The following is a 22,048-nucleotide window of genomic DNA, read 5'->3' as shown; positions in this document are numbered from 1 at the left end:
CCATGTTGGAACGTGTCATTGCCTTGTCGTTAAAAAATGTGTTTCTGGTGCTGATCACGACCCTACTCTTAGTGTGTAGCGGCATTTATGCCGTGATCAAAATTCCGCTGGATGCCTTGCCTGATCTATCCGATGCCCAAGTCATTGTCTACACCGAATACCCCGGCCAAGCCCCCAGGTGGTCGAAGATCAAGTCACTTATCCACTGACTACCGCGATGCTGAGTGTGCCGCGATCCAAGGTAGTCCGGGGCTTCTCATTTTTCGGTGCATCCTTTGTGTACGTGATCTTTGAGGACGGCACTGATATTTACTGGGCGCGTTCGCGAGTGCTCGAATATCTTAACTTTGCGGCCGGACGCTTGCCACGCGGTGTCACGCCGCAACTTGGGCCCGATGCGACCGGCGTGGGCTGGGTGTATCAATATGTGTTGCTGGGTAAGGAATACTCGCTGGCTGAATTGCGTACCTTGCAAGACTGGTTTGTACGCTACCAATTGACCAAGGCGCAAGGGATTGCCGAAGTAGCCAGCATCGGTGGGTTTGTTCAGCAATATCAAGTCACCGTTGATCCACATAAACTCCAGGCTTATGGCATCCCCCTAAAAACCGTGACCGAGGTGATTGCCAATGGCAACCGCGATGTGGGCGGTCGAGCCATTGAAATGACTGAAACAGAATATATGGTACGCGGTCGTGGCTATTTGCATGGTATTCATGATTTGGAACGGCTGGTATTAAAAGTCGCCAACGGCACCCCCGTGTTAGTGCGGGATGTGGCCAGAGTGGAATTGGTGCCTGATGAGCGTCGCGGCCTAACCGAGTTGAATGGCGAGGGAGAAGTGGTATCGGGCATTGCGATTGCCCGCTACGGTCAAAACGCGCTGGAAGTGATTGATAATCTGAAACTGCGTTTGAAAGAAATCACGGCGGGCCTGCCAACCGGCGTCAGTATTCAAGCGGTTTATGATCGTTCGGATCTGATCCATCGGGCGATAGACAATCTACGGCACACGCTGTTGGAAGAGAGCGTGGTGGTGGCGGTGATTTGTGCGGTGTTCCTGTTGCATCTGCGCAGCGCGTTGGTCGCCATCGTGATGCTGCCGGTTGGCATATTGATGGCGTTCATCGTCATGCACCTGCTCAATATGAACTCCAACATCATGAGTCTTGGCGGCATTGCTATAGCCATTGGTGCGATGGTCGATGCTGCCATCGTCATGATCGAAAACGTGCATAAGCACCTGGAGCATGATGCGGATAAATTGCCCAGACACGCCATTGTTTTGAATGCCTGCCGGGAAGTCGGCCCGCCCTTGTTCTTCAGCTTACTGATTATCACCGTATCCTTCTTGCCGGTGTTCACCCTGGAAGCGCAAGAAGGTCGGCTATTTCAACCCTTGGCATACACCAAGACCTTTGCGATGGCCGGCGCGGCCTTGCTGTCGGTCACCTTGGTGCCGGTTCTGATATTGCTATTCGTGCGCGGTCATATCCGGGCAGAACAAGATAACCCGGTCAATCGGCTGTTGCTGTGGCTGTATCGTCCGTTGATTACTTTGGTCATGCGTTTTAAAAAAACCACTGTCTTGCTGGCGATACTGGTACTGGTTGCCAGTATTTACCCTGCCATGCGCTTGGGCGGCGAGTTTATGCCCACCTTAAACGAAGGCACCCTGCTGTTCATGCCGCAGACCTTGCCCGGCATGTCGGTCACCAAAACCGCCGAGCTGCTTCAAACTCAGGATCGCATCATCAAAACCTTTCCCGAAGTCGAATCGGTATTCGGCAAGGCCGGTCGCGCCGCCACCGCCACCGATCCGGCGCCCTTAGAAATGTCCGAGACAGTGGTCAATCTGAAACCGGAATCACAGTGGCGGCCCGGTATGACCGTTGACAAACTGATTGCAGAAATGGATCAGGCCTTGCAAATCCCTGGCGTCAGCAATGCCTGGACGATGCCGATCAAAAATCGCATCGACATGCTGGCAACCGGTATTAGGACGCCGGTTGGCGTCAAATTGTTCGGTAACGACTTGGCCGAAATGGAACGCCTGGCCCAGCAAATCGAACAAGCCATCAAGAACGTACCCGGCACCACCAGCGCTTACGCTGAGCGGATTACTGGGGGGTATTACTTGAATATCGATCCCGACTATGACGCTTTGGCGCGGTATGGCTTGCTGGTAGGCGACATTCAAAACCTGATTTCAACGGCAATTGGCGGTGAAATGGTCACCACCATGGTTGAAGGCCGGGAACGCTTTGGCGTGATCGTGCGTTATCCCCGCGAACTCAGGAACAGTCCTAGTGCCATAGGCAATCACTTACTGGTGACAACCGCCGACGGCGCCATGATTCCTTTATCGTCGGTTGCACATCTGAGTTTATCCAAAGGTCCACCCGGCATTCGCACCGAAAACTCACTGCTCTCGGCTTATATCTTCGTCGATTTGCGGGATCGCGATATTGCCAGCTATGTTCATGATGCCAAGCTCGCAGTCGAGAAAGCCGTGCAACTGCCTACCGGTTACTACATTACCTGGAGCGGGCAATTCGAGTATATGGAACGCGCCGTTGAACGGTTGAAGATCGTCGTACCATTGACCATGCTGATCATTTTTATTCTGCTGTATTTGAACTTTGGCCGCATGACAGAAACCCTGATTGTCATGTTGTCGGTGCCGTTTGCGCTGGTGGGCGGTGTCTGGCTGCTTTGGGTGTTGAACTATAACGTCAGCGTAGCGGTTGGTGTCGGCTTTATCGCACTGGCCGGGGTGGCTGCCGAAACTGGCGTCATTATGCTGATTTATCTGGATCATGCTTATCAGGCGAAAGTCGAAGAATGTCGGCAACAAAATAAGGAAATGAGGCTGGACGAACTCTATACCTGTGTGATCAGTGGTGCTGCGGAACGGCTACGACCCAAGATGATGACGGTGGCGGCCATTATGGCGGGTCTGCTACCCATCATGTGGAGTAACGGCACGGGATCGGAAGTGATGCGGCGCATTGCCGCCCCCATGGTGGGGGGTATGATTTCTTCAATGCTGCTGACCTTGATTGTGATCCCCGCCATTTATGCGCTGTTGAAAGGCTATTCGTTAAGGCCGCGATGAGTCCAACGCCCTAAGTTTCTGCTGGTGTAGCACTAAATCAGGAAGATAATTAAGATCAAACAACACGGCTTAATGCCCGGTTTCGGATCTTTTGCAGTCTTATTGTGACGATTGGTAATTGACCGCTTCTGCCTTCAATGTCGGATCGTCAGGTTCTAAATGCCAAGCCTTTGGTTTGGCATCCAACCCGTTGGGGTTTGTTCTTGACAATTCTTGCTCCAAGTTCGAGCATTGGAGAAATTGGCTCCGATGCCTGGTGTCAGAGTTGCAACCTTATAGTGAATAACTGGAACGAGGGAAATTAAGACTTAATAGCTTGGCAAATTTCTACACTTTGAAAACGTCAGTGATTCGGCTATTCCTGCAAATTCGTTTTGCTGTCGCAGCACTTCGGCAACATCCGCCGTAAGGTGTTATCGCGGAGGAAATAATGATGATATAGCGCTGCGGCGCTATGCAGACCGATCAGAAAATAACCCAATGTGCCGACTGTTTCGTGAAACTCATCTATCGATTCCGCGATGCTCTTGCTTTCGTCGATCAGCGCCGGCAGTTGTAAACCGAAAAACGGAATCTGTTTGGCTTCTGCACTGAGTAACAGCCAACCCGACAAGGGCATGACTATCATCAGCGCGTACAGGGTTAAATGCATGGTTCTTCCCAACAGTTTTTGCCAATGCGGCGGTTCGGGCTGAATAGTCGGAAACCGCCCCTGAAACATGAACAACAAGCGCGGCCAAATTAAGACAAACACGGATAGACCCAGCATGAAATGCCAGGCTTTCATAGCCTCGCGCGGACCACTACCCTTGGGGAACATTTCGCGCAATTCGATGCTGGCGTAAACCGCGATAAACAACAATACAATTATCCAGTGCATCGCCATTGACATTACACCGTAACGCTCGGTGCTATTTAGCCATTTCATTTGTTCGCTCCTCTTGGGGGGAATAGCTTTATATTGTTCGGTTGAATTGCCATTTGACAGTTTAAAAATAGCACCGATTTATCAATAAACGCTTCCGATGCTGTCCGATCCCGGAAGTGAGCTAACAGAATAGTTAAGTTCAATCACCTGGCCATGTAAACGACAGCGGCGACCTGTGTTTGTTGTCTACCGTTACCGTTTTGCGAATCTCTTGTCCTTCATGCTCGGCGCTAATTCGATATTTACCGGGTTTGAGTTTGGCGAACAGCATAGGGCCATCGGCCACGGTATTCAGCATGGTCTGATTTTTTGCATCGCTAATCCTGACGGCCACATCGCTAAAATACTCGCCTGTGCCTTGCATGGAAAACAGCAGGCTTAAATTGTAATCAGCGCGCACCGCCTGCAACGCATCCCGTTCATCGCCACCGATGCCGCCGCTGACAAAAGTCACATCGCCCTGGGTTTGGGGTTGCAGCGGAGCGGGGTCCGCAATAGCCGAAAAGCTGTATGCAATCCATGGCAACATAAGCGCTAAATGGATTAGTTTCATAGTCTTTGATCCTCAATTAGTAGGAAATATGGCAAACCGCCCGTTCCTTTAATATTCTCATCCTTACTTATACCTAGGCTGTCATCAACCCGGACCTTAAATTCCCTATGGCTTGCTATGTCCGCAAAACGAAAACCCAGTGTTGCAACTGGACTTCCGTCTGCGCGGGAGCGACGATGTTTAAGAGCTGGGTTAATATGTGCCAACTTATCACCATCGGCCCGTGCTTTTTTGGATTCCGCGTTTAACCAGCTAAAACGCAAATCATACTAACGCGTTGCAATGTCGCCCTTCTCGTCGGACAGGATAATTTCCACCCGCCGATTCAATTGCCGACTGGCCGCCGTATCGTTATCGGCAACCGGATATTCCTCGCCGTAACCGCGAGTTCTGACTCGGTCGCTGTTAACGCCGGCATCCACTAAAGCGGTACGCACGGCATAAGCACGGCGGTCGGAGAGTTCCTGGTTAAGCTCATCGCTGCCGCGACTGTCGGTATAGCCTTCAACCAATACTTTATAGGCGGGATATTCCTTCAGAAAATCGCCTATTTTGTCGACATTGCGCAGACCGCCGGATTGCAACTGGGCTTTATTGGTACGGAACAACACATCGCCCAGGGTAATAACCAGACCGCGCGCGGTTTTCTTCGCGTTCAGTTCGTTAATCAATATCTCCTGTTGCGCTATCAAGGCCTCGTCACGTTCGCTATTGATACCGGCGATGACCAATTCAGTCGCTTGCCGGTCTACGGTGAGCTGGCTCGCCGCCGCTTGGCGTTTTGCGGCATCCGCTTCCGCCGTTCTGGCATCGAGACGCACCTGGTTACGTTTGGCTTCGGCATTATTCACTGCCGCTTCCGCAGTTTTACGTTTGGCGGTTACTTGAGCGATGGCGACCTGCTGATTAGCGATATACGCCAAATGGGTAACGCTTTCATCGTCGTCATCCTTGGCATAGGCATCGTCGGCCTTTTTTAGCGTATCCGATGCCTGTTTCATTTCCAGTTCCGCCAGCGTACTGACGTCGGAGTTGATGCGGGCGTTGTTATAACTGTTATGTGCATCGATTAAGGATGCATTGGGTACCGAGCTACAGCCGGCGGCAACTGCCGCGGCAAGCAGGGTTAGGGATAAACAGCGATAGGTTTGCATAATGGACTCCATTGTGAATTATTTGGTTACGCGATTGAGTTCTTCGCGTAACACGCGATTGCCTTCCTGCAGCTCGCTAGCAGCCTTCTGCGCCTTGGCGGCACGTGCGGTGGAAGCCGCAAGTTGAGCATCGACCTGCGCTTGTTCGGCTTGCTGTCTGGCTATTAGGTAATCTTCGCGGGCCATCGCGCGTTCGGCGGCATCCATTTTTTCCATGGCCGCCCTCAAGGCTAACGGTGCATATTCGTTGCCGCCGGCGCTGTTGGCGCTGTTCACCGCAGCCTTGGAAACCGCCATTTGCTCCGTCGGCGCCGGTAGGCTTGCACAACCGGCGACAAACAGCGCAGCAACTAAACCGATGCCTTGGATCGTCCTTGACGATCCGGGGTATGTATTTGTTTTCATGATTTTTATCCTGTGAGTTAAACATCGAATAGCATCGCTAACCGGCTTTCCAGACTAGGCCTGCGGCTGGCTGGCAATTTGCCCTTTGAAATTTTTGCGCCCTAGGCCGGATCGGGTGATAGGATTAGCGGGGTCGCTGGTTGGGAAAGTGTTGCAAGGAATTAGACGCCTTTGTACGATGAAACACAGTTCGTTAGCGTACATAAGCCAAACCGACCTTTTCATCGACAAGCTCGAACCGACAGTTTGCCAAGCAACAGATAGCAGTCATGCCCTGTTGTCATTCATACCAATCGACTAAGCTCGGCGCAAACCGCAGCCATCCTTTTTTGGTAACTACCTACACAATTGGTCGGCCCCTCGACCTGGAGAACCAAGGCATGGACCAAAAATGGGATGGAATCGAGCGGCGTAAGTCGCTGAGAAAGACAGCCGAAGCCATGGTGGCAAATTTATCGCCCGAGCAGCTTAGGGCTAAACCGGTGGAAATGCTGCTGCACGAATTGTTGGTACACAAGATCGAACTAGAAATGCAATTCGACGAGTTGCAGAGAATAGATGTTGCTTTGACCACAGCGCGAGACCGCTACCGGGCTCTGTACGACTTCGCCCCGATTGGCTATCTCGTTATCGATTCCGCAGAACAAATCGATGAAATTAACCTGACGGGCGCCGCATTACTGGGTATTCCGCAGGGATCATCACTCAAACCACACTTCTCGAAATTTGTGGCCGCCGCGCACCGCGAACGTTGGTCAGGGCAATTCCGAAATATGATGGATTTGGTTGCAAGCGAGCAATTGGCACTGGAGTTAGAGATGACGCGTTCGGATGGGTCGCAGTTTATCGCCCATCTCAATTGTCGGCATCGAGAACTGGTCGGTGCTCAGGTTTTGCTGATATCTATAACGGAGATAGGTAAATCTTGATGGGCTTCGACGGCTAAAACGACAAACATTCCTGCTATTGGGCGTCAGGCAAATACAGGCTTTGAATTAGCTTTCTTTCTTCGCTGGTTAACACGACTCGGGAATACTTTTGTGCGGCACGCTGCTGTTCCGACGCCTGTGAATGACGTCTATCAGCCATGCGCCGGTCTTCCGCACGCCGAATATGGTCGCGACGGTCTGTTTTCGGCCAAGCTACATAAGAAGTTTTGATATTTTCCAGCCACTCCGGCGAACCAAACGGATAATCAGTCTGCCGTCTGTCGCGTAAACGTCGCGTTTGCACCGACCGGCGCGCTTGTGCTCGCAATTCATGGGCGCTCATATCCCGCTTCCTCCTCCGGTGATTAAATCAGGCGGCTTCATATTACCCGACAATTGTCCGCCTTCCTTACGGGTAAGTATGTACGGAAGGATACATAGAGTGCGCATTCAGCATAAAGCTAGGTTCGCTAGCGCACAGACTTGATGGTCGATTCAGCGCATGTTTTGCCTATAAAACAGCAGGAGAATGGGCATGGCAACGCATCGTAAAATTTCGGGATTTATAGGCGCATTACTGATAGTTATATGGGCGAGTTCCGGTTGTCGCTCGGATCGCTCCAACGAGCAAGCCCCGCAGCAATCGCCGGATCAAGCCAGCACTCCCAAGAAAACTACGCATAAGGAAATCGGCGAAGCATCCTGGTACGGACCCGGCTTCCACGGTCAGGAGACCGCCAGCGGCGAAACTTTCGATCAGAAAAAACTCACCGCCGCGCACCCGAGTTTGCCCATGGGCACCAAAGCCACCGTGACTAATCTGGATAACGGTAAAAAAGTGGATGTGACTATCAACGATAGAGGCCCGGCTCCATCAGAAGATAGAGCCATAGACCTTTCCAGCGGTGCGGCGAACAAACTGGATATGAAAAAAGATGGCACTGCGCAGGTCAAGATCGAGACTAAATCCACCAAGAAAATCCGCACGAAATCCGGCAAAGCCAAACTCGCGGTAAATCCTTAACCAAGATACTTCAGCTTATCGCTTCTGCAGAAAATACCAGAGCGGTACCAGCATAGCAACGCCCGCCACCACACCAGCAACCCAAACGAGTATTCTGCCGAATACAGTGAACAAAAACTCGACGCCAGCCTGATCGGTGGGGAAATAGACCAGCGGAATCCGGGTTTTCAGTTGTTTAGGCACAAAACTCCGTACATCGAGTACGAACACCGATAAGGTCAGCAGTAAATAGATTACAAAAAATGCAACTACGCGAGGCTGGTCAATACCATAACTAACAAGATTGGCTGTTTTAAGTATCGCCAGCAACGTCAGCGGCGCCGAAAAAGTCAGTCCGGCGATGAATGAAGTGGTTTTGGTAGCGGTCGGAAAAGACATAAACAACGATGAGTTTTATCGGAATTTCAGCGCATTGCTATAACGAGCCAATGCCCACAACGGGAAGAACTTGTCATACCCGTGGTATTTAAGATAAAAAAACTTCGGAAAACCCGGCGCGTTAAAACAGTCGTCGTACCAGAAGCCGTCGGCCTGTTGATTTTTTAACAGATAGTTCACGCCGTCGGCTACTTCCGGGCAGTCGGTTTCCTTAGCGGCCAGCAAAGCCATGACGGCTAAGGCCGTATGAAATGCGGTACTGCAGTCGAATTCGCCGCGAATACTAGAGTCATGGTAGCCAATATTGCCCTCGCCCCAACCGCCGTCGGCGCGTTGCTTGGATTTCAGCCAAGTCACGGCCCGGCGCACGCTGGTGTCGTTTGCAGGAATGCCTGCTGCGGCAAAACCCAGCAATACCGACCAGGTGCCGTAAATATAATTGGTGCCCCAGCGTCCGAACCAAGAACCATCGATGTCCTGTTCGGCACGTAAATAAGCGAGGCAGCGGTCGATAACAGGGCGATACTGCGGCATATCCAGTTTACCCAACAGCATGATGCACCGCGCACTAACATCGGCAGTTGGCGGGTCCAACAACGCACCATGGTCGGCAAACGGAATTTGGTTTAAATAATAGTGATCGTTGTCGGCATCGAAAGCGCCATAGCCGCCATTGCGCGATTGCATACCGGCTATCCAGTTTGCGGCGCGCCGGATATTCTCAGTAAACTCTGGCGTTTGGGCTTGCAACATCGCGTAAGCTACCACGGCAGTATCGTCCACATCCGGGTAATAACTGTTGCCAAATTGAAATGCCCAACCGCCGCCGGCCAAGTCCGGCCGCTGTACACGCCAGTCGCCCGGCTCATCGCTCAATTGTTTGTTAGCCAGCCAGCGCAAGGCCGATTGCGTGGCTTGTAGACTCTGTGGATCGTGCTCTTGGCTATCGGCCTCCTGCAAGGCCAGCACCGCTAAACCGGTATCCCAGATCGGCGACACGCATGGCTGGCAATAAGCCGTATCGTCTTTCACCACCAGCAATTTATCGATGGCCGCTCTGGCGATTTGCCGTTGGGGATTGTCCAGCGGAATGCCCAGATAATCCATCGCCTCATAGGCATTGACCATCGCGGTAAATATTGCCCCCAGTCCGTCGTAACCGTTCAGCCGCGCCATGAACCAGTCCGTAGCCCTGGCGGTGGCCTTGCGGCGGATAAAGCTGGGTAGCATGGGCTCCAGCAGTCGGCCAATTCGATCCAACACTAAAATAGCTTTACCGAGCGGCGTTTTGACATGGGAAAAATAATGCTTTTCCTGGTCCGCCTGGATCAGAAACAACTCGGCAATATCGATCTTGTGCGGATTGCGGGCCTTGACCCGATAGGTACAAAGAATGGACAGCGGCACCATCACAGTCCGCGACCAATACGACACTTTGTCGATATGAAACGGAAACCATTTGGGTAACAGGATGATTTCCACCGGAATAAACGGCACCCCGCACCAGGGGATTTGTTGAAACATAGCCAGCATGATGCGGGTAAACACATTGGCCTTGGCCGCGCCGCCGTGCATCAAAATCCATTCGCGAGCTTTTTGCATATGTGCCGCGTCCATGCCGTCGCCGGCCATTTTTAACGCGTAATAGGCTTTAATGGTGCAGCTAAGGTCGCCAGGTCCGCCTTTGTACAGCGGATAACTGCCGTCCGCACCGGCCTGGCTGCGCAGGAAATTGGCGATCTTGGCTTGCAGGCTCGTGTCGATCTCGGCCATGTAATGCATCATTAGGATGTATTCGGCGGGGATGGTGCAATCGGCTTCCAACTCGAACACCCAATAGCCGGCCGGGTTTTGTAAGCCCAGCAAACCTGTCTTGGCTAATGCAATACCGGTATCCAGATTTACCGGTTTAGCACCAGCAGGCATATTTGCGTGGCTGACATCCGCACCGGATAGTGACGAGTTTTCTATTAGCATGATTTAGTTCTCTGATTTCACTGAGCAGGTAGGCATTTCACGCGGCATCCAATATGGCAAAAAGCCGCTCAAAAAAAACCGCCGCAACTGAAGAACGTTGCTGCGGCGAGTCGCACACATGGTCATGGAGGCCCTGTAAAGTGAATAGCGATGCAGGCTTAGGTTAAATATCGCTTTGGCCTGATTCGTAAATAGACAGGGTAATAGCCTGGTTAATTCAGGTCTGTACGTTACCGCACATAAGCCTGTTTGCGCTCTGCGCACAAAAAGCCCAATTGCTCTGTTCCTTACCGCACAGAGCGGAATTTCATTTCTAAATACAATTAAGGTTTACACTAGCGCCGATTGCAGGAGCCAATCTAATTTGTCCGATAACTACCTAGGCAACAGATGACCGATCTCGATAGCCCGCAATACAACCATTTGCTAAAAGTGTTACCGGAAGCGGAATACGAACGACTGTTACCGCACCTGGAACGCGTCGAGATGCCGCTGGGAGAAGTGATTTACGAATCCGGCGGCGAGCTGCGTTACGTCTACTTCCCCACCACCTGTATCGTCTCTTTGCTGTATGTGATGGAGAACGGTGCATCGGCGGAAATCGCCGTGGTTGGTAACGACGGTATCATCGGCGTGGCCTTGTTCATGGGCGGCGGCAGCATGCCCAACCGCGCCGTGGTGCAAAGTGCCGGCCATGCCTTTCGCTTGCGTGGGCAATTGTTGATGCAGGAATTCAACCGTTACGAAGGCATGCTGCACCTGCTGTTGCGTTATACCCAGGCGCTGATCACACAAATGGCCCAAACCGCCGTGTGCAATCGGCATCATTCAGTGGATCAACAACTCTGTCGATGGTTGTTGTTAAGCCTGGACCGGCTGCCGTCGAACGAATTGACCATGACCCAAGAGTTGATCGCCAACATGCTGGGCGTGCGGCGCGAAGGCGTTACCGAGGCTGCCGGGAAACTGCAACATGCGGGATTGATCCATTACAGCAGAGGGAAAATAACGGTGCTGGACAGACCGGGTTTGGAAGCACGGGTTTGCGAATGCTACCAGGTGGTAAGAGCTGAGTCGGATAGACTTCTCCCCCCCCCCGAAGATGAATTAATTGCCTTGTAACAAGGCGGGCTTGCAGGTGCAAATATATTCGCACTAAGCGCCTTTATAGGTCGAAGGAATTCGACCCTAACACCGGTTCCTTAGAACTGGCTCCGCAACAAGGCGGCAAAGTCTGACGCCGGCAGTGCCGGACTTTTCAGATAGCCCTGATAAAAATCGCAGCCATGTTCTTGCAAAAAATCCAGTTGTTCTTGGGTTTCCACGCCTTCCGCCAACACTTGCAAACGCAAGGTATGGCCCATGCCGATAATCGCCGAAGCGATTTCCTTATCGTCTTCCAGCTGCGGAATGTCGTCGATAAAGGTTTTGTCAATTTTCAGAACATCCAACGGAAAATGCTTTAGATAAGCCAGCGAAGAATAACCGGTGCCGAAATCGTCGATGGCTATCCGCACGCCCAAAGCCCGCAGCTGACAAAGGACTAACACCACCTCTGTTTCTCTCTCCATCAACGCACTCTCGGTTAATTCCAGCTCTAAAAACTCTGGCGGAAAGCCGGTTTGGCTGAGTATCGCATCAATACTGGCGGCTATGTCGCCATGCCGCAGCTGATGCGGCGAGAGATTGACGGCCAGTTTGATCGGCGGTAACCCGGCATCTAGCCAACACCTGCCTTGCCGGCACACTTGCGTTAACACCCATTCGCCGATGTCGGCTATCAGACCAATTTCCTCGGCCACCGGGATGAACTGGCTGGGCGGTATCATGCCCTCCTGCGCATGATGCCAACGCAATAAGGCTTCAGCGCCGATAATGCGGCCCGTGCTTATGTCCACTTGCGGTTGATAATAAACCAGCAATTCCTGATGGCGTAGCGCCCGCCGTAATAACGACTCCAGGTTGAGGCGGCGCAAGGCCGCTTGGGTCAGATCCTCGGAAAAGTATTTAAAATTGCCGCGCCCTTCCGCTTTCGCACGATACAAGGCCACGTCCGCGTGTTGCAAAAGTTCTTCGGAGCTGTTGCCGTGTTCGGGCAGTAAACTGATGCCTATGCTGACGCCGACCCGCACTTCCGAACCGTTGGACAAACGCCACGGTTCGTTGAGCGATTCGATAATCTCCGCCGCCACCAATGCGGCGTCTTGCGGACGCGCTAAATCCTCCAGCAAGATGGCAAATTCGTCGCCGCCCAAACGGGTGACAGTATCGATGCCGCGCAGCCGACAGCTTAATTTTGCCGCCACTTGTTGCAGCAATTCGTCACCGGCCAGATGGCCGAAACTGTCGTTAACGTCTTTGAACCTATCCAGGTCCAGCATTAACAACGCCGCGGATTTCCGTTCGCGGCGCGACAAGCCAATGCAATGCTCCAGGCGCGCAAACAGCAACAAACGATTGGGTAAGTTTGTTAAAGGATCGTGATGAGCCAAAAACTCCAGACGGGCAACTGCATCTTTGAGTTGGGATATATCGGAAAACACGCCAACGTAATGCGTCACCCGATTATTTTCGTCGCGTACCGCACTGATACTGAGCATTTGTGGATAAATCTCGCCGTCCTTGCGCCGATTCCAGATTTCGCCCTGCCAATAACCGCAATTGTTAATCTGGCCCCACATATCCGCGTAAAAAGCCTGGTCTTGCCGCCCGGACTTCAGAGTTTTCGGTGTCTTGCCAATTACTTCCTCCGCCGCGTAACCTGTCAACTCGGTAAAAGCCCGATTGACCACTAAAATCCGCATATTGGCATCAGTGACCATCACCCCTTCGCGAGCGGTTTCGAACATGGCTGCCGCTTGGCGTAAATATTGGTCCTTGGTCTTTTCCCGGCTTATGTCGCTGATTACAATCCGCAGAATCTGCTCGCCATCGGCGGCAATCGCCAGATTCATTTCAAGTCTGACGCAAAAATCGGCACCGTCCGCCTTTACAAAGTTAAGTTCACAGGTCTGCGCTTGCGCACTTTCGATCAGCGCTTTACGGTGCAGATAATAAATATCCTGGTCGGCAAAGGCGATGTAGCGGCTTAGCGCTTGGGAAAGTAAAGCATGGCGCGGCACACCCAGTAATTGGGTGGCGGTAAGATTGGCTTCCAGGATGCTGTCGCGCGAGCTGACGGTCAGATAGCCGACCGGGGCCAGATCGTATAAATCGAAATAACGCGCCTGTGATGCCGCCAACTCGTCTTGCGTGTGACGCAAGTTTTCAATGACTGTTTCCAGTTCGATCTGATGTACCAGCAACTCATGCAGTAAGCGCTGTTCGTCGATTGGCGATTTCTGGTGTTTTGGCGATCGCGCTGCCAGCTTTTGCTCCGCGTGGTAGCGTAAGTCGGCAGCATTCATAACGAGATCGACATTCTATGCATTGCTTTAAGTTCCAAGCTTTGGTGTTTGTGGCTAGCGTTTGAATAGTAGCATCAATCCAAATCTCGCTCTGTTTGTTTCTTTCCCTAAACTGAATCCCGGTAAACCAATAGCCGCAAAAAAGCCGGTGATCACCGGCTTTGCAGTCGTCCTAAAACGTTGGCGGGTAGTGGACTTATTACTGTCCGTTAACCTTGGCCAATTTCATTTCCTCAATGCCTTGTTCAACCTCGGCAATACCTTCTTGCAAGTTGCCGGCTTTAGCGGCTTTTATCGCGGCTTTCAGTTTGGCGTTAGCCCGTTGCAGACGAATGGAGCTACCCTTCTCGTTTTGAACTTTCATCGCCTCCCAAGCGACCGTAGCACTCTCAATAAAGGCTTTGGTATCGCCGGTTTTGCCTACTTCCACGGCTGTGTTGGATAGCGCGAGCAGATTGGTAAAGCTTTCGTTCAATGGGCTGCCGGCGGCATGCGCGGCCAATGATCCGAAAGATAAAAGCAATGCCATTAAAAAATGTCTGATTTTCATAAATTTACCCGGTGTATATATTCTATAAAGGTGCAAAATAACCACTATCGTTTGCTTAAATAAAAGCTGCTCAAGAGCTGGCATCCTGCTCTAAAACCGCGACGCCCAAACTAGTATTAAATGTCTACATCCCGGTTGCTGGGTGATTCCACCTAAGCTGTCATTAGACTACGGCAGCGCCTTGCTAAAGTCTGTACGCTAGGGCACATACGCCAGAACAAATCAAAACTAATCTTATGAACCGGAACCCGCCAAGTCGTAAGTACGTGCGCTAACATACAGACAGGCAATTCCCGAGCCGCTAACCTGCCCTCCTAAGCAGCAGGCGTAAAGCCTCTGACCAGCACCGGCATAGCGATTTTCATCTGTTCGCATCTGTTATCTTCTGTCGGGCTAACCCAACACACCGCAGGAGAACGCTAGTGTCGTCCATACCCGCTGTTCCCGCGGCCAATCGCCTCTTGAATGCCCTACCGGATAGTGACCGCCAGCATTTGCTTGCCCACTGCGAGCGAGTCAATCTGAGCTTCGCGGAAGTGCTCTATCTGGCTGGCACCAAGATTCCGCATGTGTATTTTCCAATCGATAGTTTTATTTCCCTGGTAACGCCGGTCGATGGTGATATAGGTCTGGAAGTGGGCTTAATCGGGGATGAAGGTATTTTGGGCATTACTCTGACATTGGGTGTCGATATCGCGCCATTTCAAGCGCTGGTGCAAGGCGCAGGCTCCGCTCTGCGCATAAGCGTGCCATTGTTTCTACAGGAACTGGAACGCAGCAGGCCGTTGCAGCTGGAATTGAAGCGCTATTTATATGTATCGATGAGCCAACTGGCGCAAACTGCCGCCTGTAATCGTTTTCATCTGGTGGAAGCGCGCCTGGCGCGTTGGCTGCTGATGACGCACGACCGCGCACACGCCGATACCTTCCATGTCACGCATATTTTCCTGGCCTATATCTTAGGTGTAAGGCGGGTCGGCATTACCAAAGCCGCGCTTTCCTTGCAGGAACAAAAGTTGATCAGCTATCGGCGCGGCGATATTACGGTTCTGGATCGTGGCGGCCTGGAAGGCGCTGCTTGCGAATGCTATCGAACCGAGAGAGACACTTACGAGCGTATTTTAGGGACTTAATGAAGCGGGGCTTAGCCAGCGCCGAATTTGACGACGCCGGCCAAGCGCGTCTGTGATGGATTAACTCAGATCTTGCAAAGACTTCTCGGCAGTCAAATTGGTCCAGCCGATGACGATTCTGTAAATCAGCAACAGCAAGGTCGGGAGCAACACAATCAAGCTAAGTTGTATGTCCAGCATCAACACCAGACCGGACAAGGCAAAGCCTGCCAGCGTCACCCAGACGGTTTTGATCTGCCAATTAAAATGCGATTCCAGCCAAGTGCCTTTGACATTGCTGCGGTAGAAAAAATTAATCGCCACCCCAACCAGTAAAGGCAGTCCCGCAAAGGCAAAGGTCAATACTTGGCATAGATAGACTGTTGCGGTCAGCTTTTTCAGCGCGGCGAAATCTTCGGTGGTTTTTTCGTTTGTAATTATCGTGTTCATGACTACTTACCTCTTAGTGAAAATACATTCAGGCTTTGGGAAATCGATCATCCTAGGGAGCGTTGTAAGACGGTGCCAAACTCTATCCCAGACTCTAGGCTTAAAAAAACGAATAATCTGTACGCTATCGAACATTGCCGCCACACATAGGTTCAATAAAAAAATGGCTCAAGTTAAGTACGCTAACGCACAGACCTGAAATGCCTCAGCCATTACGCTGCTCGGGTAAGATTCATACAGGACCGTGCCATGGAACGTACTAAATCTGAGTTATTCAGGCAGCAGCCAGCTTATTGGTTTCAAGAGTCTAATGCGGCGTAAGCCCGCATGGCTAATCATCCTGATTGCTGCTGGCGGTTGTATCGTCGGTCCGGATTACCACGAACCAATAGACGATGTTCCGGCTAGTTGGCAGGCTGAAATCAGCAATCCGGCCATAACAACATCAGACCCGACGCCCTTAAAAAACTGGTGGCTGCGTTTTAACGATGTGGCCTTGAATGTCTTGATGGACAAAGCCTTGGCGGGCAATCTTGATCTAAAAATTGCGTTGACTCGCATAGACCAGGCCCGCGCCGAGCGGCGCGGCACACAAGCCGAGTTATTCCCCACAGTGAATATTAAAGCCGGTGCGCAACGCCAGGAAAACCCATTGCCGGCGTTGGCACCCGGCCTGCGTTACAACATGTTCGAGCTGGGTTTCGACGCCTTGTGGGAAATAGATTTGTTCGGTCGCCAACAACGGCGCTTGGAAACGGCTTTGGCCGATCTTGATGTTGCAAACGCCAGTTATCGGCAAGCGCTGGTCTCACTGAGTGCTGAGCTGGCCCGCAGTTATGTCGAATACCGCAGCACGCAAAATCAACTGCGCATCACCAGTTCTAATCTGCAAACCCAGCAAGCCACCCTGTCACTCACCGAAAAATTGTTCAACGAAGGCGTGGTGGCCCGCCACGAAGTGGTACGAGCCCGCGCGCTGACCGAAACCACGATGGCGCAAATTCCGGCCTTGCAAGCCAAGCTCACCGGCTTGCTGCGGCAACTGGAACTACTGATTGGTGCGCATCCCGGCACGCTGGCGCTTGAGTTAAGCCAGCTGGGAGCGGTACCGCAGGCAGCTGGCCTAGGCTTATTGACCTCGCCGGCAGCGACCCTGCGCAATCGGCCGGATTTGGAAATCGCCGAACGCAAGCTAGCCGCCGCTACCGCGCTGCAAGGCGCGGCCGTCGCCGAAATGTTTCCGAAAATTTCCTTGTCCGCCTTTCTGGGCCTACGCAACACCGACCTGGAATCCTTATTCAAATCCGCAGCTTTCTCTTACGGCACCGCCGCCAATCTGTTGCAACCTTTGCTCAATTTCGGCCGGGTTCGCGCCGGTATCGATCTGGCCGACGCTCGGCAACAGGAAGCCTATCTGAACTATGAAAAAACCGTGCTGGATGCGCTACGCGAAACCGAAACGGTGTTGAGTAGATATTTGAATGAAGAGCAGCGCCGACAGTTGCTAGCCAGTTCCACGCTGGACCTGCGCGAATCGTTGAGGTTGTCGCAATTGCGTTACCAGGAAGGCGTCATCTCGTTTTTGGACGTGCTGGATTCGCAACGCAGCCTTTATGCTGCCGAAATCGAGCTGGCCCGCTCAGAAGCAGACACTTCCACCCATCTGATTGCTGTTTATAAAACACTGGGTGGTGGCCCGGAAAATAGCAGTATGCAATCACAGAATTCTCAGGAGCCATAATGGCCAGCGCAAAGGAACCGGCCAAACCGGAAACTGCAACAACACAACAACCGGTTCCTGCAAAACCGGCACTATCCATACGAAAGTTCTTCCTGCCAGGCCTGGTGTTACTGGCCATAGCATTACTGATTTGGTGGTGGTTGCGCCCTGCCCCGCTGCCAGAGGCCATCGCTACCGGCAACGGCCGCATCGAAGCAACGGAGATCGATATAGCCACCAAGACCGCCGGCCGTATTATCGAGATATTGCCGCATGAAGGCGATTTCGTGCAGTCCGGAACGGTGCTGGCGCAAATGGACACCCAAGTATTGCAGGCGCAAAACACCGAAGCCGAAGCTCAGGTCCGCCACGCCGAAAGCGCCCGCATTACTGCCAAAGCAGTGATCGTGCAGCGCCAAAGCGAACATAACGCTGCACTGGCGGTGGTTGCGCAGCGCCAAGCCGAATTCGATGCCGCCAATAAACGCTTAAAACGTTCACAACGCTTGGTCGGCGAAGGCGCCACCCCGCAACAGGAAGTCGATGACGACCGGGCGCGGGTGCTGGGCATGCAGGCGGCAATCAATGCCGCGAAGGCTCAGGTCGCTGCGGCAGGTGCCGGTATCGAAGCGGCGAAATCGCAGGCGGTGGCGTCGCAAACCCTAATCGAGGCCGCCCAGGCGACCGTTAGCCGTTTACAAGCCGATATTGAAGACAGCGTATTGAAAGCCCCGCGCGACGGTCGCATCCAATACCGTGTCGCCGAGTCCGGCGAAGTATTGGCGGCTGGTGGCCGGGTGTTGAACATGGTCGATCTCGCCGACGTGTATATGACCTTTTTTCTGCCTACCGAAGCGGCCGGCAAAGTCGCCTTAGGGAGTGAGATCCGGCTGGTGCTGGATGCGGTGCCGGACTTGGTGATTCCGGCCACAGCGAGTTTTGTCGCCAGCGTCGCCCAGTTCACCCCCAAAACGGTGGAGACCGAAACCGAACGCCTGAAACTGATGTTTCGAGTGCGCGCCAGACTCGATCCGGAATTGCTGAAACGCCATCTCAATCAAGTCAAAACCGGTGTGCCCGGCATGGCCTATGTGAAGATAGACCCAAAAGCCGAGTGGCCGGCCAATCTGGCTATCAAACTGCCGCAATGAATACCTCAACCGCTGCCACGCCGGTGGTGAGCATACAAAATCTGAGTTTGCGCTACGGCGAACAGTTGGCTTTGGATGATCTGAATCTGGATTTGCCGGCCAATCAAATGCTGGGCTTGATCGGCCCGGACGGCGTCGGCAAGTCCAGCCTGATGTCCTTGCTGACCGGCGCGCGGAGAATACAACAAGGCAAGATCGAGGTGTTAGGCGGCGACATGGCCGATGCCGCACATCGACGCGCGGTATGTCCGCGCATAGCCTATATGCCGCAAGGGCTGGGCAAAAATCTTTATCTGACCTTGTCGGTGTTCGAAAACGTCGATTTCTTCGGCAGGTTGTTCGGCCAACAGCCAGCCGAGCGCGAACAACGCATAGCCGAATTACTGAAAAGCACCAACCTCGAGTCCTTCCGCGATCGCCCTGCCGGGCAATTGTCCGGCGGCATGAAACAAAAACTGGGTTTGTGCTGCGCCTTGATCCACGACCCCGATCTGTTGGTGCTAGACGAACCCACGACCGGCGTTGATCCTTTATCCCGAGCCCAATTTTGGGAGCTGATCGCCCGCCTGCGTAAGCGCCGCACCGGAATGAGCGTACTGGTTTCTACGGCTTACATGGACGAAGCCGAGCGCTTTGATTGGCTGGTGGCGATGGATGCCGGCAAGATTCTGGCGACCGGCACCGCCGCCGAACTGCGCGCGCAAGCGAACGCCGATAGTCTGGAAGAAGCCTTTATTCTATTGCTACCGGAAGCCAAACGCCGCGGCCACCATGCCATCGTGATTCCGCCTAGGCAGAGCAATGACGACGATATCGCAATCGAAGCCCATGATTTAAGCATGCGCTTTGGCGAATTTCTGGCGGTGGACAATGTCAGGCTGCGCATAGCCCGCGGTGAGATTTTCGGGTTTCTGGGTTCCAACGGCTGCGGCAAATCCACCACTATGAAAATGCTCACCGGCTTATTGCAACCAAGCTCAGGAACGGCATTATTGTTCGGACAGGTGGTAGACGCCGGCAATCTGGCCACCCGCAAACGGGTCGGTTATATGTCGCAAGCTTTCTCGCTGTATTCCGAGCTGACGGTCCGGCAAAACCTGGAATTGCACGCCAAGTTGTTTCACTTGCCGGCGGCGGAAATTCTAGGACGAGTTGCCGAAATGGCCCAGCGCTTCCAGCTCGATGCGGTTTTGGATACCTTACCTGACGCGCTGCCGCTAGGCATCAGGCAACGCCTGTCGCTGGCGGTAGCCATGATCCATCGACCTGATCTGTTAATTCTCGATGAGCCGACTTCCGGTGTCGATCCTATCGAGCGCGACCGCTTCTGGGAGCTGATGATAGAACTGTCGCGCCACGACCAGGTCACCATTTTTATTTCCACCCACTTCATGAACGAAGCCGCGCGTTGCGACCGCATCTCACTGATGCACGCCGGCAAGGTGCTGGCCAGCGATACGCCAGCGGCCTTGGTGAAAGATAGCGGCCACGCCACGCTTGAGGAAGCCTTTATTGGCTATTTGCAAAAAGCTAGCGGCAGTGAGGACGACGCCGAGGAATCTAGCGACACAGCGGTGGTGGTGTCGCCGCAAACTCAAGCTGCACAAGCCGCTGCCGGCTTTAGTTTGACCCGTCTATACAGTTATACGTTGCGTGAAGCCTTGGAGTTACGCCGCGACCCGATTCGCGCCTCGATTGCCTTGGTCGGTACTTTGTTTTTGATGTTTACTTTCGGTTACGGCATTACCATGGATGTGGAGGACTTGCGCTTTGCGGTACTGGACCGCGACCAAACCACGCTGAGTAACAATTACGCGCTGGATTTGGGCGGCTCACGTTATTTTCTGCCCAGGCCGCCGCTAGCCGATTATGCCGAACTGGATCAGCGCATGCGCAGCGGCGAACTTAGCCTGGCTTTGGAAATACCGCCCAACTTCGCCCGCGATTTGGAACGCGGCGATCAGGTCAAGATCGGTGCCTGGATAGATGGCGCCATGCCGACCCGGGCAGAAAACGTCATCGGCTATGTGCAAGCCATGCATCAGGGTTGGCTGCTGGAAATGGCCCGTAGCCGCAGCACCACCCAGCAACCCGCCGGCTTGATGAAAATAGAAACCCGTTTTCGTTACAACGCCGACGTCAAAAGCTTGCCGGCCATGGTGCCGGCGGTAATCCCGATTTTATTGATGCTGATCCCGGCCATGCTCAGCGCCCTCAGCGTGGTGAGAGAGAAAGAACTGGGGTCGATACTAAATTTATACGTCACCCCAGTGACCAAATTTGAGTTTCTGGTCGGCAAGCAGTTGCCCTACATAGCGGTCGGTATGCTGAATTTTCTGTTGCTGTCTATCTTGGCCATCTTTGTATTTGGCGTGCCGTTCAAAGGCAATTTTCTGACTTTGACGGTCGCCGCCCTGCTCTATGTCACGGCTTCAACCGGCATTGGTCTTTTGATATCCACCTTCACCAACAGCCAAATCGCCGCCATCTTCGCCACCTTTTTGACCACCTTTATCCCCTCCACCCGCTTCTCTGGAATGATAGATCCGGTGTCCTCACTGGAAGGCGGCGCCCGAATAATGGGCGAAACCTTCCCCGGCGCCTACTTCCTGACCATATGCCGCGGCACATTTTCCAAAGCACTGGGTTTCGCCGAACTGGGCCCATCGCTATGGCCTTTGGCGTTGGCAATACCGGTGATTGTTGGACTGAGTGTGGTGCTGTTGAAGAAGCAGGAACGATGATGAGTTTTACTCAATTCTCACAACCGAAGGTGTGGGGCGTGGTTTATCTCCCGTTATTCCGCCCCGAGCATCACAGCTTTTGGCGAGAATGGCCCGCCAGGGGTGCGGCAAGGATGCCGCACGTTTTCGGAGGGCCAAGGATGGCCCTTCCGAAAACCCTCGCCAAAAGCGAGAAGCGCAGGATTAAGGCGGAAATCCGGGTGGCCTTTTCTTTGGATACTTTCTTTTGGCCAAACAAAAGAAAGTATCTCGGCTGTCGGGCCGAGACCCGACATATAAATAGCCGTCGCGACAGCGACACAAAATCCACGCTTATTGTTCAAGCCCCATTTATTACCGGCACTCCATTCGGGCTGAGCCTGTGGAAACCTTACTGGGAGCGCCCTTCGACAAGCTCAGGGCGAACGGTAATTCATGCGGACTTCGCTAAAAGTCAGAAGATCTAGTA

General features: G+C 53.0%; 18 protein-coding genes and 1 pseudogene. 9 read left to right on the top strand and 10 right to left on the bottom strand.

Features of this window, described 5'->3' with window-relative positions; translation table 11 throughout:
• Positions 1 to 2: 2 nt before the first annotated feature.
• Positions 3 to 3,118: pseudogene (locus tag EBB_RS18195) on the top strand (efflux RND transporter permease subunit).
• 355 nt (positions 3,119 to 3,473) lie between these two features.
• Here the strand turns inward: EBB_RS18195 and EBB_RS18190 are convergent.
• The 4 genes from EBB_RS18190 to EBB_RS18175 all read right to left on the bottom strand — a co-directional run bounded on the left by EBB_RS18190 (position 3,474) and on the right by EBB_RS18175 (position 6,158).
• On the bottom strand, positions 3,474 to 4,046 hold the full coding sequence (locus tag EBB_RS18190; protein WP_192395183.1) for a cytochrome b: 573 nt from the start codon (positions 4,044 to 4,046) through the stop codon (positions 3,474 to 3,476).
• 139 nt (positions 4,047 to 4,185) lie between these two features.
• Positions 4,186 to 4,599, bottom strand: a complete 414-nt coding sequence (locus tag EBB_RS18185; RefSeq protein ID WP_192395182.1) for a peptidase associated/transthyretin-like domain-containing protein — start codon at positions 4,597 to 4,599, stop codon at positions 4,186 to 4,188.
• Positions 4,600 to 4,868: 269 nt separating this feature from the next.
• Entirely contained in the window at positions 4,869 to 5,753 is an 885-nt protein-coding gene (locus tag EBB_RS18180; protein WP_192395181.1) for an OmpA family protein, read from the bottom strand.
• Positions 5,754 to 5,771: 18 nt separating this feature from the next.
• Entirely contained in the window at positions 5,772 to 6,158 is a 387-nt protein-coding gene (locus tag EBB_RS18175) for a DUF4398 domain-containing protein (RefSeq protein WP_192395180.1), read from the bottom strand.
• A 380-nt stretch (positions 6,159 to 6,538) separates the two neighbouring features.
• Between EBB_RS18175 and EBB_RS18170 the strand changes: the two genes are divergently transcribed.
• Positions 6,539 to 7,087 (top strand): PAS domain-containing protein, encoded by a 549-nt coding sequence (locus tag EBB_RS18170; protein ID WP_192395179.1) that lies wholly within the window; start codon positions 6,539 to 6,541, stop codon positions 7,085 to 7,087.
• A 34-nt stretch (positions 7,088 to 7,121) separates the two neighbouring features.
• Here the strand turns inward: EBB_RS18170 and EBB_RS18165 are convergent, their stop codons facing one another.
• Positions 7,122 to 7,430 carry a hypothetical protein gene (locus EBB_RS18165; protein ID WP_192395178.1) on the bottom strand — a complete coding sequence of 103 codons (309 nt, stop codon included), beginning with the start codon at positions 7,428 to 7,430 and terminating at the stop codon, positions 7,122 to 7,124.
• Between the two features lie 192 nt (positions 7,431 to 7,622).
• Here EBB_RS18165 and EBB_RS18160 point away from each other — a divergent pair, with 192 nt between their 5' ends.
• Positions 7,623 to 8,111, top strand: coding sequence for a septal ring lytic transglycosylase RlpA family protein (locus EBB_RS18160; RefSeq protein WP_223146869.1), 489 nt, complete (start codon positions 7,623 to 7,625; stop codon positions 8,109 to 8,111).
• 15 nt (positions 8,112 to 8,126) lie between these two features.
• Here the strand turns inward: EBB_RS18160 and EBB_RS18155 are convergent, their stop codons facing one another.
• On the bottom strand, positions 8,127 to 8,489 hold the full coding sequence (locus tag EBB_RS18155) for a hypothetical protein (protein WP_192395176.1): 363 nt from the start codon (positions 8,487 to 8,489) through the stop codon (positions 8,127 to 8,129).
• Positions 8,490 to 8,504: 15 nt separating this feature from the next.
• The gene (gene shc / locus EBB_RS18150) at positions 8,505 to 10,466 is read right to left on the bottom strand and encodes a squalene--hopene cyclase (RefSeq protein ID WP_192395175.1); all 1,962 of its coding nucleotides are present in this window, start codon (positions 10,464 to 10,466) and stop codon (positions 8,505 to 8,507) included.
• Between the two features lie 390 nt (positions 10,467 to 10,856).
• On the opposite strand from shc, the gene EBB_RS18145 reads away from it, so the two are divergent.
• Complete coding sequence (locus EBB_RS18145) at positions 10,857 to 11,588, top strand: Crp/Fnr family transcriptional regulator (RefSeq protein ID WP_192395174.1); 732 nt, start codon at positions 10,857 to 10,859, stop codon at positions 11,586 to 11,588.
• Positions 11,589 to 11,668: 80 nt separating this feature from the next.
• Here EBB_RS18145 and EBB_RS18140 read toward each other — a convergent pair whose 3' ends face one another.
• Positions 11,669 to 13,873 (bottom strand): putative bifunctional diguanylate cyclase/phosphodiesterase, encoded by a 2,205-nt coding sequence (locus tag EBB_RS18140; RefSeq protein WP_192395173.1) that lies wholly within the window; start codon positions 13,871 to 13,873, stop codon positions 11,669 to 11,671.
• A 199-nt stretch (positions 13,874 to 14,072) separates the two neighbouring features.
• Positions 14,073 to 14,423: a hypothetical protein gene (locus EBB_RS18135; RefSeq protein WP_192395172.1), complete on the bottom strand. Its 351-nt coding sequence runs from the start codon at positions 14,421 to 14,423 to the stop codon at positions 14,073 to 14,075.
• A 422-nt stretch (positions 14,424 to 14,845) separates the two neighbouring features.
• Between EBB_RS18135 and EBB_RS18130 the strand changes: the two genes are divergently transcribed.
• Positions 14,846 to 15,556 carry a Crp/Fnr family transcriptional regulator gene (locus EBB_RS18130; RefSeq protein ID WP_192395171.1) on the top strand — a complete coding sequence of 237 codons (711 nt, stop codon included), beginning with the start codon at positions 14,846 to 14,848 and terminating at the stop codon, positions 15,554 to 15,556.
• A 60-nt stretch (positions 15,557 to 15,616) separates the two neighbouring features.
• Here the strand turns inward: EBB_RS18130 and EBB_RS18125 are convergent, their stop codons facing one another.
• Positions 15,617 to 15,985, bottom strand: a complete 369-nt coding sequence (locus EBB_RS18125) for a DUF4870 family protein (RefSeq protein WP_192395170.1) — start codon at positions 15,983 to 15,985, stop codon at positions 15,617 to 15,619.
• Between the two features lie 310 nt (positions 15,986 to 16,295).
• On the opposite strand from EBB_RS18125, the gene EBB_RS18120 reads away from it, so the two are divergent.
• Genes EBB_RS18120 through EBB_RS18105 form a run of 4 tightly spaced genes read left to right on the top strand, consistent with a single transcriptional unit; the run spans position 16,296 to position 22,046 of the window.
• On the top strand, positions 16,296 to 17,726 hold the full coding sequence (locus EBB_RS18120) for an efflux transporter outer membrane subunit (protein WP_192395169.1): 1,431 nt from the start codon (positions 16,296 to 16,298) through the stop codon (positions 17,724 to 17,726).
• Positions 17,726 to 18,856 carry an HlyD family secretion protein gene (locus tag EBB_RS18115; RefSeq protein ID WP_223146868.1) on the top strand — a complete coding sequence of 377 codons (1,131 nt, stop codon included), beginning with the start codon at positions 17,726 to 17,728 and terminating at the stop codon, positions 18,854 to 18,856. The genes EBB_RS18120 and EBB_RS18115 overlap by 1 nt, the downstream gene beginning before the upstream one ends.
• A complete protein-coding gene (gene rbbA, locus EBB_RS18110) occupies positions 18,853 to 21,600 on the top strand; it encodes a ribosome-associated ATPase/putative transporter RbbA (RefSeq protein ID WP_192395168.1) in 2,748 nt (915 codons plus the stop codon). Before EBB_RS18115 ends, rbbA begins: the two co-directional genes overlap by 4 nt.
• The gene (locus EBB_RS18105; protein ID WP_192396468.1) at positions 21,600 to 22,046 is read left to right on the top strand and encodes a hypothetical protein; all 447 of its coding nucleotides are present in this window, start codon (positions 21,600 to 21,602) and stop codon (positions 22,044 to 22,046) included. Before rbbA ends, EBB_RS18105 begins: the two co-directional genes overlap by 1 nt.
• Positions 22,047 to 22,048 lie beyond the last annotated feature (2 nt).

It is taken from the genome of Methylomonas fluvii, assembly GCF_014850975.1.
Taxonomy (GTDB): Bacteria; Pseudomonadota; Gammaproteobacteria; order Methylococcales; family Methylomonadaceae; genus Methylomonas; species Methylomonas fluvii.
The sequence above is the reverse complement of the archived record's forward strand: the minus strand, read 5'-3'. Positions and strand labels throughout refer to the sequence as shown.

Bases quoted from the DNA above. Each gene is read 5' to 3' on its own strand.
- EBB_RS18175 (WP_192395180.1), bottom strand. From the start codon at position 6,158: ATGAAAACAAATACATACCCCGGATCGTCAAGGACGATCCAAGGCATC.
- shc (WP_192395175.1), bottom strand. From the start codon at position 10,466: ATGCTAATAGAAAACTCGTCACTATCCGGTGCGGATGTCAGCCACGCA.
- EBB_RS18190 (WP_192395183.1), bottom strand. From the start codon at position 4,046: ATGAAATGGCTAAATAGCACCGAGCGTTACGGTGTAATGTCAATGGCG.
- EBB_RS18135 (WP_192395172.1), bottom strand. From the start codon at position 14,423: ATGAAAATCAGACATTTTTTAATGGCATTGCTTTTATCTTTCGGATCA.
- EBB_RS18165 (WP_192395178.1), bottom strand. From the start codon at position 7,430: ATGAGCGCCCATGAATTGCGAGCACAAGCGCGCCGGTCGGTGCAAACG.
- EBB_RS18140 (WP_192395173.1), bottom strand. From the start codon at position 13,873: ATGAATGCTGCCGACTTACGCTACCACGCGGAGCAAAAGCTGGCAGCG.
- rbbA (WP_192395168.1), top strand. From the start codon at position 18,853: ATGAATACCTCAACCGCTGCCACGCCGGTGGTGAGCATACAAAATCTG.
- EBB_RS18160 (WP_223146869.1), top strand. From the start codon at position 7,623: ATGGCAACGCATCGTAAAATTTCGGGATTTATAGGCGCATTACTGATA.
- EBB_RS18170 (WP_192395179.1), top strand. From the start codon at position 6,539: ATGGACCAAAAATGGGATGGAATCGAGCGGCGTAAGTCGCTGAGAAAG.
- EBB_RS18155 (WP_192395176.1), bottom strand. From the start codon at position 8,489: ATGTCTTTTCCGACCGCTACCAAAACCACTTCATTCATCGCCGGACTG.
- EBB_RS18105 (WP_192396468.1), top strand. From the start codon at position 21,600: ATGAGTTTTACTCAATTCTCACAACCGAAGGTGTGGGGCGTGGTTTAT.
- EBB_RS18120 (WP_192395169.1), top strand. From the start codon at position 16,296: ATGCGGCGTAAGCCCGCATGGCTAATCATCCTGATTGCTGCTGGCGGT.
- EBB_RS18125 (WP_192395170.1), bottom strand. From the start codon at position 15,985: ATGAACACGATAATTACAAACGAAAAAACCACCGAAGATTTCGCCGCG.
- EBB_RS18115 (WP_223146868.1), top strand. From the start codon at position 17,726: ATGGCCAGCGCAAAGGAACCGGCCAAACCGGAAACTGCAACAACACAA.
- EBB_RS18145 (WP_192395174.1), top strand. From the start codon at position 10,857: ATGACCGATCTCGATAGCCCGCAATACAACCATTTGCTAAAAGTGTTA.
- EBB_RS18185 (WP_192395182.1), bottom strand. From the start codon at position 4,599: ATGAAACTAATCCATTTAGCGCTTATGTTGCCATGGATTGCATACAGC.
- EBB_RS18180 (WP_192395181.1), bottom strand. From the start codon at position 5,753: ATGCAAACCTATCGCTGTTTATCCCTAACCCTGCTTGCCGCGGCAGTT.